This window comes from Lewinella cohaerens DSM 23179, assembly GCF_000379805.1.
GTDB classification, from domain to species: Bacteria; Bacteroidota; Bacteroidia; order Chitinophagales; family Saprospiraceae; genus Lewinella; species Lewinella cohaerens.
The window spans coordinates 179361-193363 of record NZ_KB903537.1 but is presented as its reverse complement, the minus strand read 5'-3'; the positions used below and the strand labels follow the sequence as shown (position 1 = coordinate 193363).

9 protein-coding genes are annotated in these 14003 nt (G+C 46.0%); 3 read left to right on the top strand and 6 right to left on the bottom strand.

Features of this window, described 5'->3' with window-relative positions:
- Positions 1 to 15: 15 nt before the first annotated feature.
- The 5 genes from A3EU_RS0108145 to A3EU_RS0108125 form a co-directional block, all read right to left on the bottom strand.
- The gene (locus tag A3EU_RS0108145) at positions 16 to 1050 is read right to left on the bottom strand and encodes a sterol desaturase family protein (protein WP_020535651.1); all 1035 of its coding nucleotides are present in this window, start codon (positions 1048 to 1050) and stop codon (positions 16 to 18) included.
- 5 nt (positions 1051 to 1055) lie between these two features.
- Positions 1056 to 2117 (bottom strand): sulfurtransferase, encoded by a 1062-nt coding sequence (locus A3EU_RS29800; RefSeq protein ID WP_020535650.1) that lies wholly within the window; start codon positions 2115 to 2117, stop codon positions 1056 to 1058.
- Between the two features lie 326 nt (positions 2118 to 2443).
- Positions 2444 to 3451: a hypothetical protein gene (locus tag A3EU_RS0108135; protein WP_020535649.1), complete on the bottom strand. Its 1008-nt coding sequence runs from the start codon at positions 3449 to 3451 to the stop codon at positions 2444 to 2446.
- Positions 3452 to 3642: 191 nt separating this feature from the next.
- Positions 3643 to 6036 carry a ribonucleoside-diphosphate reductase subunit alpha gene (locus A3EU_RS0108130; RefSeq protein WP_020535648.1) on the bottom strand — a complete coding sequence of 798 codons (2394 nt, stop codon included), beginning with the start codon at positions 6034 to 6036 and terminating at the stop codon, positions 3643 to 3645.
- Between the two features lie 162 nt (positions 6037 to 6198).
- Positions 6199 to 7176: a ribonucleotide-diphosphate reductase subunit beta gene (locus tag A3EU_RS0108125; protein WP_020535647.1), complete on the bottom strand. Its 978-nt coding sequence runs from the start codon at positions 7174 to 7176 to the stop codon at positions 6199 to 6201.
- 993 nt (positions 7177 to 8169) lie between these two features.
- Between A3EU_RS0108125 and A3EU_RS0108115 the strand changes: the two genes are divergently transcribed.
- On the top strand, positions 8170 to 8904 hold the full coding sequence (locus tag A3EU_RS0108115) for a CPBP family intramembrane glutamic endopeptidase (RefSeq protein WP_020535646.1): 735 nt from the start codon (positions 8170 to 8172) through the stop codon (positions 8902 to 8904).
- Between the two features lie 448 nt (positions 8905 to 9352).
- On the opposite strand, the gene A3EU_RS29795 is transcribed toward A3EU_RS0108115, so the two are convergent.
- Entirely contained in the window at positions 9353 to 10441 is a 1089-nt protein-coding gene (locus A3EU_RS29795) for an AAA family ATPase (RefSeq protein WP_020535645.1), read from the bottom strand.
- A 542-nt stretch (positions 10442 to 10983) separates the two neighbouring features.
- Between A3EU_RS29795 and A3EU_RS29790 the strand changes: the two genes are divergently transcribed.
- Positions 10984 to 12615 (top strand): DUF6089 family protein, encoded by a 1632-nt coding sequence (locus A3EU_RS29790; RefSeq protein WP_020535644.1) that lies wholly within the window; start codon positions 10984 to 10986, stop codon positions 12613 to 12615.
- Between the two features lie 98 nt (positions 12616 to 12713).
- Positions 12714 to 14003, top strand: a complete 1290-nt coding sequence (locus A3EU_RS0108100) for a hypothetical protein (protein WP_020535643.1) — start codon at positions 12714 to 12716, stop codon at positions 14001 to 14003.

Below are 14003 nucleotides of genomic sequence, written 5' to 3'. Positions count from 1 at the left end.
TTTTTCCAAATAAGTCTATTGTTTCCCGCTATCACTAAAACCGTGCTTTGCTTGTGCTGTAAAATCAGCGGGGAAATTTTCTACGCCGGGGAAACCCAAACGTATATCCTGCCCGTTATGGGGAATATAAGCAGTACGGAAAATATAATCCCAGATAGCGAGTGTCAGACCAAAATTCACCCCGTAACGGCGCTCCTCGGGAAGGTCGTAAGAATGATGCCAAATATGCATTTCCGGACTATTAAATAGGTATTTCATTAAGTTTCCAAGCAACAGGCTACCTCCTGCGATAGCTCCGAGTACGATAGCTATCTGTAACCCAAGGGAAGGGTTTTGTACAAGGTTAATATCCAACAAGCTCTGCGAAACAAGAATTCCTATCAGGCCACCCAGAACACCTCCCGTCACATAGCCACTGACGCTGATATTGGAATGGTTGTAGTGCCCCCAAGCCAGCGTGAAAATGTGGATAATGAAAAAATCGTGGAGACCAATGCCCAACAAGGCCAATGGCAGGTATTCCAATGTACGGTACACTATGTTCTCCATCCAATGGTAGCGCAGGTGTGCCGCAAAACCCATCTCCGCAACAGAATGGTGCACCTTGTGGAATTCCCAAAGGCGGTCAGAACGATGCAAGAGCCTGTGAATCCACCACTGGACGAAGTCGCGCACCAGAAAACCGATTAACAGGATGCCCCAGATCGGGAAATCATTGAGCGGATTCATGGCTTGTAGGTCGAAACCATTCGCGATAAATTTGATCCCATCATTGAACAGATTGACGACCACATTGGACGCAGCACTGTAGATGATCAGTGAAAACAGGAAAAAATTAAAGAACATATAGAAGACGTCCAGCCAAAAGTCTCTTCGTAGAATAGCTTGCTTTTTTCTCCACGGGATCACGACTTCCAAAACAAAAAAGAAGAGCGATACCAAAATGAGCCAGTAAAAATAGTTATCCCACGAGGGATGCGTAATCTCATGCCAAAAGTAGTTGGCATAGCCCGTGTAACCCTTGACAAATAAATCCCAGTATTTTTCCATAATGATTAGTTGTGTTTTCTCAGCAGTTTTGCCGCCAGGCGTTCTGACTCCTGCGCTACCTCGGCTAGAGGAGTATGTTGCTCGATAGGCACTTGTTGCCCGTTTTGATAAAAATAGGACCATTCAATCCAAGAACCATCATAATTCTTGACGTTGGGGTATCCCAACAACTCCGTCAATACAAAGGTTGTGTGGGCGGAACGCACTCCCGATTGGCAGTAAGTTATTATTTGTTTGTTAGGAGAAATACCTTTTTTTATAAAATTATACTGAAGGGCCTGCAGTGATTTAAAGCAGTGATCACCATCCAGGTCAACAGCGTCAGACCAATTGATATGAATGGCACCCGGAATAGCACCACTGGTGAATGCTCCTTTTTTGTAATACAGCAATTTATCTTGGTGGAGGTAAGGCTTTCCCATGAATTCTTCCGGCTCCCTGGTGTCGATAATAATAATATTGGTATCAATAAGTGCCGCCAGGACATCTTCCATCTGAGCTATTTGTAAAGAGCTGACAGGTTCCGGAAAATGATAAACACTGGGTACTGGTGCGGGAAGCTCCCCCTCCGATAAAGGATATTGAGCTTGTTGCCAAGCAGTCTTCCCTCCATCCATCACGGCTGCTTTATGATGACCATAGCTGCGGAGAATCCACAGCAGGCGCATCGCATCTGCACTGCCTTTCGTATCATAGATGATAATTTCGGTACTGTCAATAACGCCATGTTGACTGAGCAAGCGTTCCATTTGTAGGCGCGTGGCCACCATCCCTTCATAAGGGAAGTCGGTGCTGTTTTCGTAATCAGGGCGCCACAGGTGGAAGGCTCCAGGAAGATGCCCCTGGTGGTATTTGGCACTTTTGCTTAACTCAAAAATGACGAAATTTTCGGAATTAGCTAAACGTTCTTTGACGTCTTCGACAGATAGCAAGAAAGGGGTAGTAGTCACCGCTGTTTCGACTGTTGCAACTTGTTCTGTTGATGTGTCCTCCTGTGGTTCATGCTCTGCTATGCAGGCTGTGCCGCTTAGTAGAACGAGTAGCCCCACCCAATAGCTGTGCTTCATTTCTGTTCTTTTAAATAATCAGGAGCACAAAATATGAAAATATGTTCATAAGTAAAAGTGATATTTTTTTAGGTGAAGATTTTCCTCTTTTTTAGGTGATATTTGTCACCGGATGATTGGCGGGTGTACCGGGTGGATTTTTTTGAACCACATAAGACACTTAAGGGCACATAAGAAGGTCTGCGATTCTTATAGATCACCCTCTGTCACGCCTTCAAGGGAGGACCGAGGAGGGAGCTTTTTTGAACCACATAAGGCACCTAAGGGCACCCAAGTTTTTTTGTTTTTACTACATAGCCTTTTTAGGCGCGTTCTATAGGGCGAATTTACGATCTTGACCGTCCCCAAGGTACCACTGCCACTGAAAGGGCAAACAACCCCATCACTAATAGCACCCACGACCATTTTTGATTCTTATTCATCAATCTTTTTGCCTGATCTAAGTTGATGTACTCCCTTCCTTCGTGGCTCAATTGGTATACCCAGATCATGTCCCAGTGAAAGTGCTTCGTTTGGAAGGAGGGCGGTGCCAGATTTCCTATTTTAGATCGGAAGTCCTCCTGCTTTAGCCCAAGCCTGACTTTATCGCCTGCTTGAAGCTCATCCGTTAGGTTTGTATTGCAAGCTTGGTACCGAAAACCATTGATTTTGAATTCAAATTCAGGATATTCCACGGTATGGATCGGGATATAGTGCTTGTTTCCTTTACCAGAACTTGACTCAACGACAGGTGTTGAAGCCAGGGTCATTTCGGTGTAATGCAGGTCTTTCTCTAGGTCATCAATCTCGTCAAACTGGGTTTTAATGAAAAATCCCAAAAAGAATATTGCTCCAGTAAACAAAATAATCTGAAAAGGGAGGTTTTTTAAAAATTCGTACCGCTTGAATTCCTGGTCCTCTAATTTTCTAAAATGCTGTCGGGCAAACCCTACGATTTCGTAGAAGTTGGCATAGCTGTTGGAGTCTATGGTTAGAAACTTATTGCCCATCTTGAACACCAGTCTTCTTCCACTTTGATGCTTTTCTTGATAAGTTTCCTCCTTGAAGCCCTGAATAGTACTGGCGGGGAAAACCTTCCTCCTCAACTTGGTCTTCAGAATTATGCGCTTACTCGATAGCTCAAAGACCTTTCTATTGATCAAATAATTCAAAGCCATCAGCGCAAAGGCAAAGAAAAACAAGGACATTACTAAGTCTATCCCATCCACGTACTTCTTGGTGAAAAGATCCTTACTCAAAATGATACCCAAAAATCCGCACAATAACACACCTATCACCAGCAAGGAACGGTGCTGGTTGGAGTGGATGGATTTTATTTTTTGGGGGTGGGGCATTTTAGAGGATCTATCTGTTTTTTACCAAAGTTACAAATGAAAAAGTGTAAACCATGTGGGTTGAGAAGTGTAAGCTATGTCCCTTACTATTGTGACTATGTGATAAAATAAAAAAACCTTAAGTGCCCTTTGGTGGTTTAAAAACAAAAAAAGAGGGACACGCTAACCGCGCATCCCTCTTTGATTTTTTATCAACCAGAACACATCAAGCAGTCCGGATCATCCAGGTTGCAGGCTTGTCCCTCTTCGGCTTCCGTGGCTTGGCTTATATTGCCGCCGTTGGCCACCGCCGCCAGGTTTCCAGCTTTCACCGACGCTTGCGCCTCCGCGTTGACCGTAAACTTAATCGGGTTTACCGCAGCCTTCGAGCGTAGGTAGTACATACCCGTCTTCAGGCCTTGCTCCCATGCGTAGAAGTGCATCGAGGAGAGCTTGCCAAAGGTCGGGTTCTGTACAAACAAGTTCATACTCTGACTCTGGCAAATAAACGCGCCGCGGTCAGCAGCCATGTCGATGATCACGCGCTGACTGATCTCCCAAACCGTCTTGTACAGGTCTTTCAACTCCTGAGGAATATCGTCGAAGTTCTGGATCGAACCATTGGCAGCCATCAGGCGGTGCTTCATATCGTCCGACCATAGGCCCAGACGGTTCAGGTCGCGCAGCAGGTGCTTGTTTACGATCACAAACTCACCAGACAGCGTCCGGCGACTGTAGATGTTCGAGGTGTAAGGCTCAAAACATTCGTTGTTACCCAAAATCTGCGAGGTCGAAGCCGTAGGCATTGGCGCTACCAGCAAGCTGTTGCGCAGGCCGTTTTTCTTGATATCCTTCTTCAGGCTAGCCCAATCCCAACGGTCGCTGGGCTGCACGTCCCACATGTCATACTGTAGAATACCTTTGCTGGCAGGCGAACCCTCATAGCTTTGGTAAGCACCCTCTTCGGCAGCCATCGCACAACTTTCGGTCAGTGCCGCAAAGTAGATGGTCTCAAAGATGTCCTTGTTCAGCTGGCGTGCCTCTGGGCTATCAAACGGGTGACGCATCAGAATAAACGCATCGGCCAGTCCTTGTACACCCAAGCCAATAGGGCGGTGGCGCATATTGCTGTTCTTCGCCTCAGGGATGGGGTAGTAGTTTACATCAATCACCTTGTTCAGGTTGCGCGTCACGATGCGCGTCACCTCATACAGGCGCTCAAAGTCGTAGGTGGCGTCTTCCTTCACGTACTTGGCCAAGGCCAGGCTGGCGAGGTTACACACCGCTACTTCATCCTTCGAGGTATACTCCATGATCTCCGTACACAGGTTCGAGCTGCGAATGGTACCCAGGTTCTTCTGGTTGCTCTTACGGTTGGCAGCATCCTTGTACAAGATGTATGGCGTACCGGTTTCGATCTGGCTTTCCAAAATCGCAAACCATAGGTCTTGGGCTTTTACCGTCTTACGGGCGCGACCTTCCTGCTCATATTTGTGGTACAGGGCCTCAAACTCGCCACTGTGTACATCAAACAAGCCCGGTGCTTCGTTCGGATCAAAGAGCGACCAGTCGCCGTTCTCTTTTACGCGTGCCATAAACAAATCAGGCATCCACATAGCGTAGAACAAGTCGCGCGCACGCATCTCTTCCTTACCGTGGTTTTTCTTCAGTTCCAGGAACTCAAAGATGTCGGCGTGCCAAGGCTCCAGGTAGATCGCAAAAGCGCCCTTGCGCTTGCCACCACCTTGGTCCACGTAGCGGGCCGTATCATTAAATACCTTCAGCATCGGCACAATTCCGTTACTGGTTCCGCCGGTGCCTTTGATGTAGCTACCCTTGGCGCGGATATTGTGAATGCTCAATCCGATACCACCAGCCGACTGCGAAATCTTCGCACAGCGGTCCAGCGTCTCGAAAATACCGGGAATACTATCGTCGGTCATCGACAACAAGAAACAGCTCGACAGCTGAGGGCGAGGTGTACCCGCATTGAAGAGGGTAGGAGTGGCGTGAATAAACCACTTCTGCGACATCAGGTTGTACGTCTCCAACACCTTGTCCAGATCTTCTCCGTGGATACCTACCGCTACCCGCATCAGCATATGCTGTGGGCGCTCCACCACATGGCCGTCGGCACGCATCAGGTACGAACGCTCTAGGGTTTTAAAACCAAAAAAGTCAAACTGGTAGTCACGATCGTAGATGATCGCACTGTCAAACGTGTCACGGTGCTTCCAGATAATATCGTATGCTTCCTTACTGATCAATCCAGCCGGTTCTCCGGTCTTGGGATCGATATAGTTATAAAGTACCTTCATCGTTTTGCTGAAGGACTTGTCGGTATTCTTGTGCAAGTTAGAAACGGCAATACGCGCTGCCAGAATCGCATAATCCGGATGGTCGGTAGCCATACTAGCAGCCGTCTCCGCAGCCAGGTTATCCAGTTCGGTGGTCGATACACCATCATAAAGGCCCTGGATCACCTTCTTGGCAATCTCAATATGGTCCACCTGCTTAGCCAGGCTGTAATTCAATTTCTTAATGCGGGCGGTGATCTTGTCAAAGCTTACTGCTTCCCGCTTTCCGCCTCTCTTTAGTACTTCCATCTTTTGGTGTGTATTATATGTGGTGTTTAATGTTTTTTTAATGTGTAAAGGTTGGGTAAGTGTGTATCCAGTGTTAAAGGTTGGGTAAGTGTAAAAGTGTAAAGGTTTTTTTGGGGTGAACCTAACGTTTACACCCTTACACTTTTACACCCTTACACTGTTCTAGAAATCTTCATCCAGCGAAAACGTCTGACTCTCCCGATCGGCCATCACGCCGCTCTTCTGGTAGTCGCCTACGCGTTTTTCAAAGAAGTTGGTTTTCCCTTCCAACGAGATAAGGTCCATCCAAGGGAAAGGGTTCTCTGCACCAAAGATCTTACCTACATTGAGGGCTACCAACAAGCGGTCNGCTACAAACTCGATGTACTGACACATCATTTCTGCATTCATACCAATGAGGCTTACAGGTAGCGCATCGGTTACAAATTCCTTTTCGATCTCTACGGCATTGGCAATAATTCCTTTTATTACCTCAGGGTCCATCTTGTGCTGAATGTGGTCATTGTACAGCAGACAGGCAAAATCACAGTGCATTCCTTCGTCTCTGCTGATCAGCTCATTCGAGAACGTGAGGCCCGGCATCAATCCACGCTTCTTCAACCAGAAAATCGAGCAGAAAGAACCCGAGAAGAAGATACCTTCTACCGCAGCAAATGCGATGAGGCGCTCGGCAAAGCTGCCGTTGTCAATCCAACGCAAAGCCCATTCGGCCTTCTTCTTCACACAATCCATCGTTTCAATGGCATTGAAGAGGTAGTCCTTTTCTTTGTTGTCCTTTATATAGGTGTCAATAAGCAGCGAGTAGGTCTCGGAATGGATGTTCTCCATCATAATCTGAAAACCGTAGAAGAACTTAGCTTCGGTATACTGTACTTCAGAGACGAAGTTTTCCGCTAAGTTTTCGTTTACAATGCCGTCTGATGCAGCAAAGAAAGCGAGTACGTGTTTTACAAAATGGCGCTCGTTGTCGTTTAATTTTTCAGCCCAATCGGTGAGGTCCTGGCTCAAGTCAATTTCCTCTGCAGTCCAAATGCAAGCTTCTGATTTTTTATACTCCGCCCATATGTCATCATGCTGAATAGGGAAAAGGACAAAGCGGTTGGGGTTTTCTACCAGGATCGGCTCTACTTTTTTGTTCATTTCTGTACTTCCGTTTAAAAAATATATTAAAGTTCTTCCTTCTCGTAAGGAAATTAAAATGTGATGTCTCGCTCGGTCCAGCGGCTAGAATGCCCGGCCATTACGTAGTGAAATGGTCAGGTAAGCACAAAATGCTGGGTAGTTGCATGGCACAGGTTTGGGGCACGAAGATGGCTACTGCTTTTGCCACAGTAGCCATCTTCATAAAGGTTTTGAGATCGGCAAATACCGCTCCCTCGCGTTCCCCTTAATGTTTATTTACCGAATAAGTTCCTGCTGGATAAGAGATAGTCAAAAGTGGTATCAGTAAGTTTCTTTACCTATTCGGCGCTTTGGTTTCACTAAGATAGGGGGCAGGAATAGAAAAAAGTGAATCAGTTTTCCACATTTTGTTGATAACTAACCTAAGTTACTGATTATCAGTGGTAATTAATTGTTTAATTAGTTTTCCACAGTGTGGATAACTTTTTTGTGGATAACTTTAGGAACCTGGTAACAACCTTCTATATCGGAGGGATATAAGACAATTATAGGCAGATAATTCGATTACGACTTACCTTTTGGTGCATATTATCATTACTACCGAGCCAAATGTTGCCAACTACCAGCATCTAGGTCAGTCAATTGATATTAGTCAGTTGCCAGTAGTCGGTGTTTTGGCCTCGCCTCGGTACGGGTGTATTATGGAGTGATCTGTGCTGATCGTACCAATGCGTAATCGCAATTATACGATTAGCCCCAATAATCTCCCCCCCCTTGCAGGTTAGTCCAAGCGCCTCCGCATAAGTTTATCCTCTAGCGTGAGGGCGGCATGAATTCTGCAACCGTGAAGCAGCCACGAACCTGTCTACTCGGTGAAGCCAAGTAGCGTAAAACCTGCAAAGAACCCGTAGTCCTTTTGATGATCTTTTTTGTAGAAGTTAGGTCAGAAAGGGTATTTTGTTCGCATATAAATAAGTTAGCCTTCATCACTACTAAAACAATTAAAACTGAATGACAGAAACTAAATATCAGCAATTAACACTAAAAAGGGGTATTCTGGCCATTGTAATCATGTACGCATGTCAACTCCTAGCTGGGATTGCTATCTCTTATGGGTTTAAATTCTTTTCACCTACTAATAAAGTTCCTCTTGAGATCTTGGGGCTCACTTCTGCTTTGCTCGGTGGCATTATGATAATTACTTTTTACTGGTGTGATATTCGTAGATCAGGTAAAACTTTTTATCCTGAGATAGGACTTCAACCAAGCAAGATTAAAAAAAGTAAAGGTCTTTTATTGGTTATAGGTGCATTGGTATCGACACACTTTTTAGCATGGATATATAGATCGGTGACCTTACCTGCCTTCGGTCACGAAGGAATCATTGGAGGAGGCTCCAAGATGTTCAGCTTTATTCAGACCAACGGAGGATCACTTGAAATGGGCGGTTTTTTATTGCTGGCACTCTTTGTTGGGCCTATTATGGAAGAGGTTGTATTTAGAGGGTATTTACAGTCTTCATTGGCCAAGAAAACACCTTTGTGGGCAGCTGTGTTGATAACTTCTATTGTTTTTACCATTGGCCATAGTCCCATGATATTGTGGCCCATGTATTTTCTGTATAGTGCGACCTGGGGTTGGATCTTGGTACGTACTGGCTCTTTAAAAATGGCGGTCCTAATTCATGTTCTAAGCAACTTATTTTATGCTGTTGTAGGCTTTGCAGGGTGGGATATTCTTGCCTAATTCGAATATGGGCAGATAGAATTAATAGCTAACCATGATAGTAAAAAGCTTATAAAATTCAGTTTTGACGATCCAGATTGCAGTGATAAATAAATAAAACGAAAGGCTAACAATGTGTATAGTGCATAGCTACCCTTCGGGATAACTACGACACGCATACACGAAACCGTTACGACACATTTGAAAAATGACACGCAGTTGGAATGATATACAGTGGATTTTTGAACCCGACAGGAGCCTTATAGACATTTACGTCCAAGACATTTCATTGGAAGAGTGGAGAAAACTCTTATGGAGAGTGCTAATCAAGAATATCAACCGACAAAAAAAGAAAAAAACGTGTGGTAGCAAAGTGTATATCACCCTGCGAGATGCTTCGGTACTATACACAGAAGACCTTTCTTTTCATTGCCGCATTACTTCTGATCGCCGCACCCCGCACCCTTCCCTACCCCAAAACCAACCGACTCAATTCAGAATGTTTCAACAACTGCCCCAGCACAGGGTGCCCTTGCTTACTTATCCCGTGTAGGAGTACCAGCCGCTGGTCTGCTGGGAGTTTAGGTAAGAGTAGAAACTGCTCCAGTCCAGCAGCCTGTAGAGCGCTAAGCTCAGGGTGAGTTTTTAGATAGTCAAGGATACGTTGCCCCAAGGTGGCTAAGCGATCTACCTTCGGGAGCTCTCCTGCTAGCAGTTCTTCTAATAGAGATTGCTGGGTTTCCGCTTTCGCATCCAGGAAATCTGATGCAGAGGGCAGGGGAATGGTTTCGTTCGCGAGATAAGCCACAAAAGCCTGTGCTGCCTGAGCACCCACCGCGGAATGCGCCAGTAGCTCCAACTGTGGATCGGGGGGCATGGGTTGCCCGTATTGTTGCCACAGCCGAAAGAGGAAAGTAAGCGTACGGGCTGTAGTCTGCTCGCCATCAATCATTTCTGGTTGCTGCCGGACAAATTCGATGGCCATTGCCGGAATTCCCTCGGCTTTCGCCCAGGCTGTCCAACTGTCTATCTCAAAGACGAGTTCCAAATGCAGCATTCGAGAAATAGTGGCCTCGTCTACTGGTGTCACAGAATACTGCTGCCCCTCAGGGTTGCCGGTCAGGAGGATAAACCAATTATCGGGCAGTGCCCAGGAACTCAGTCGGCGTTCTTGCCACAGGGCCATCAAGCCTCGTAGGATGCGATCATCTGCGCGGTTGAAATCATCGATGAGTAGAATGCCTGGCCCTTCTCCCCGTGGTATCCATTCCGGTGGAGCAAAACGACTTAAGGCCTCGCCATCAGCGATATTATCCAAATAGGGCAAGCCAATCAAATCCCCCATTTCTTCAAACTGTGCAGGACTGATCATTTGGCAGGGCCAGTCTTTTTCTTTGGCCAATGCCAAAACCATTTCAGTCTTACCAATGCCATGCTTTCCCCATAAACAAACAGGCGGAACCTGGTGTGCAGGCTGCATAAAGAGGCGCTGCAAATACTGAGTAGCAGCTTGAGGACTGACACGCGGACCATGAGAAAATGGTGTGGTTATTGCCAAGATAGGTCGTTTTTAGAGGGGGAGTGAACAAATAAAAATTAGCGCCAGAGCTAATTTATGACATAAAAGGCAGCAAATTCTCAACTTTTTTGTGATTTTTGTAGCCGAAGAAGCTTTTTCTGCTTCTAATCCTTTCGCTTTTAGGTCATGTTTGGGACGGTTTTGTTATGATAATCAATGATTTCCGGTTCTGGCGAAGCTGCGAAATTCGAGTTTAGCGGACTAAGCGAGTGTTTTGCAGTAAAGTCAGGTTCGTAAAGTATTGATTCGCAATAGGAACGAGGCCCAAAGATGCTCTTAGGTCATGAAACCACAGGAAGTCAACGCTAAAAAGCCAAATTGACTTCTCGTACTTTAGAGAAAACACACAATACGGCAGACAAGCATCCATCGCTTGTCGAATCGGTGATATTGGTTAGCCCAATATTGCCAAATATTTGATCATTGCATAATAGCAAGCAATAGAACGCTTGTGTAATAAGGTTTCAAAAAGCGTGATTGAGCTGCAAAATTGTTGCTTAGTCAATATTTAAGGCAATCCTATGAGACACTACATCCTTTGGTGCGGACTATTATGGTCTGTGACTTTGTTGGCCCAGCCTCGGGCAGAATTAAATTTATTACTTGGCGGTGGCGCCTATCTCGGCGACTTGCAGGTAGCGAACCAGATTCCTGATCTGGAGCAGGTTCAGTTTTCTCCTGGGCTACAGTTCGGTTTGCCGATCCACAGCAACTGGCTGGTCAGGGCTGGGTTTCAAACCCTAAGCTATGATGGTGCTGATGCTTTTAGCGATATCGTAGAAATTAGAGAACGAGATTTTTCCTTTACAGGGAAACTCACAGAGGGCAATGTACAACTTGTATGGGAGCCTTTAGCCCATCGCCGTTATCCTGCCACTGGAGGTTATCGAAGTATTATTTCCCCTTACCTTTTTGTTGGTGCTGGCTTGGCCTTTTTCGAACATACTACGCGCTATGGCAACCCTGGCGTTGATGGTTTTCCTCCAAAGATACAAGCTGATCTTGATGCCGAAGAATCTCCTGCATTTGTTCTTCCTGTAGGTGGAGGAGTTCGTTTCGACCTTAGCAAGCATACCAGTGTAGGCCTTGAGTTGGGCGCACGCAAGACTTTTACCGATCAACTTGATGGTGTGTCCAATTCGGGGAAATCAGATACCGATGATTGGTACCTGGCCGGTGGCTTGACCATCAGCTATCGTTGGATCACACCAGATTATGATCGCGATGGCTTTTTTGATAAGGTAGATGCTTGCCCTGAGCAGGCTGGCGTGGATTATGCCAAGGGGTGTCCTGATAGCGATGGGGACGGCCTGCCCGATAATATGGATCTTTGTCCTTACCAAGCAGGTAAAATAGAAACCCGTGGTTGTCCCGATACTGATTTTGATGGGATCGCTGATTTTGTGGATGATTGCCCCGATTACCCCGGTTCAGCAAGTGCCAAAGGTTGCCTGGATAGTGATGGCGATGGCCTCCGCGATGACGAGGATATGTGCCCACACTGCCCAGCGGTAAATGGTTTGTCGGGCTGCCCTGATACGGACGGCGATGGTATTGAAGATGCCCGTGATCGCTGCCCCAACCTAGCGGGTACCAGCGAAGGAGAAGGTTGCCCTTACGTAGATACTGACCATGATGGTGTTGCTGATGAAGAGGATCAATGCCCGGAACTTGCAGGGTCAGAAGCGACTAAAGGTTGCCCCGATACAGATGGTGATGGCTTGATTGATACCGAAGACAAATGCCCAACACTTGCGGGAACATCAGAAAATATGGGTTGCCCCGCAGTGAGTGAGGCCATTAAAGAGGTTTTGGCCTTCGTCACGGAAGCAGTACAGTTTGAAACCGGAAGCAATCAACTCAAGGAAAGTTCTCAAGAGAAACTGGATGAACTGGTGGCTATCTTAGAGGAGTACCCTTATTATCACCTCACGATTAGTGGTCACACGGATAGCCAAGGGAACAATGAGGCCAACCTCAAATTGTCTCAGGCCCGAGCAGAAGCTTGTTTTGAGTACCTTAAAGATGGAGGGATCAATGCCGCGCGCATGGCCCACGAAGGTTTTGGCGAAAGCCAACCCATTGCACCAAACACCACAAAGGACGGTCGCCGTAAAAATCGGCGGGTAGCTTTCGAGTTGGTAGTAAGATAGAGGCTAAACATGAGTCAGCACGGATTTTGATGACAATCAAAATTCGGGATGACTCATGTTTTGTATATTAGCTCCGTAAAATAACACCTCTCTGAATAATGAAAAACTTTCTATTTGTGTTGTGCATTCTCATTGGAGTGCCAGCCATTGCTCAATCATTTACAGTCACTATCCCTACTGATCAGCTTCCTGAAACGGCAGTGTCGTACTGCATCCTTTCCGGCGATGAAGGGCAAATTATTGATGAGTATTTTTATAATCCTTTTACGGAATTGATCACAGACACAATTCGTTTACAAAGCTATTCAGAGGATCGCTCTCATCTTTCTGTGGTTCATTATTATGCGCCAGTAAGGGCCGATCAGGAAGATTTGACCAGGGTTTTTACTTGTTATGGCTTGGAAACAGATTTTCTTTACCAAGCCGAGGTACGCCCACGAGAAATGCACGTATTGGGCCAATATGCTTCCAGCGAGGAAGTCGTTTATCATTTTACGGATATGGATTACAGTCTTTCCCAAGTTCAGTTTCCTCCCAAAGCAGAACTCACCGACAAAGGCTACCGGTCTCGACATAGAACCGGAAAATTAGAAGGGGTGGATCAGTGCGCCGAAGATTATTATATTTTCCTTCGTCAAGGCAGTAAAACTCCCTGGCGGTATATTTTGCACCAGCAAGAGTTTAGTGGCGACACTATTCGCTACTCCGGTTTGCCTACGATCTCCCGGGAAAAAAGAATTGTTTTACCCGTATTCGGGAAATGGCAGCTTCAGGTCACTGCTTATCACCCTTATCTTGATGATCGGGTAAGTATTCCTTTTTCTGATAGCCGCGATGGTCGATTTGAAGGGCGTGAATTGTATTTACAAATTCCAGAAGACGATATCCTCGAAGATTTCATTATTCGAGCATTGGTTTCTCCACAGGGGGATAAGTATTTGTACCTCTTTCGAGGCAATAATCTGCCAGACGAAATATATAGAGTAGAGCCGAGCCTAAGTCCCTTGAATGATGCTCGGCGTATTTCCATCAAAATGGTTAGCCCAGACGGGTATTTCCTTCTGGAAAGTCCAAGCAATCGCTTGGTAAGAAATGTTGAAGGAGGGTTTGAGTACGAAGACATCCGGTTTTCGTGGGTACTTACTGGCGAAATTCCTCCTTCTCGGCACATTGAATTTGATATTCCCGTTTTTAGAAGTAACATGCTACACGCAATTCCTACCTTAAAGAGGTTCACGGCCAGACAAATGACCGTATGCAAGCTCTTTTACCCAAATGTGAAACTGACCCCACAGCAATGGTCAACCCAGTTGGTTCAGGGGCAATATTTCCTACAGGAATTCGGTGGAATGATGTTTACGGACAATTTGCCCATTAGTATCCGTTAG

Excerpts from the sequence above, each read along its gene's own strand:
- A3EU_RS0108135 (WP_020535649.1), bottom strand. The coding sequence starts at position 3,451 with ATGCCCCACCCCCAAAAAATAAAATCCATCCACTCCAACCAGCACCGT.
- A3EU_RS0108115 (WP_020535646.1), top strand. The coding sequence starts at position 8,170 with ATGACAGAAACTAAATATCAGCAATTAACACTAAAAAGGGGTATTCTG.
- A3EU_RS29800 (WP_020535650.1), bottom strand. The coding sequence starts at position 2,117 with ATGAAGCACAGCTATTGGGTGGGGCTACTCGTTCTACTAAGCGGCACA.
- A3EU_RS0108130 (WP_020535648.1), bottom strand. The coding sequence starts at position 6,036 with ATGGAAGTACTAAAGAGAGGCGGAAAGCGGGAAGCAGTAAGCTTTGAC.
- A3EU_RS29790 (WP_020535644.1), top strand. The coding sequence starts at position 10,984 with ATGAGACACTACATCCTTTGGTGCGGACTATTATGGTCTGTGACTTTG.
- A3EU_RS0108100 (WP_020535643.1), top strand. The coding sequence starts at position 12,714 with ATGAAAAACTTTCTATTTGTGTTGTGCATTCTCATTGGAGTGCCAGCC.
- A3EU_RS0108145 (WP_020535651.1), bottom strand. The coding sequence starts at position 1,050 with ATGGAAAAATACTGGGATTTATTTGTCAAGGGTTACACGGGCTATGCC.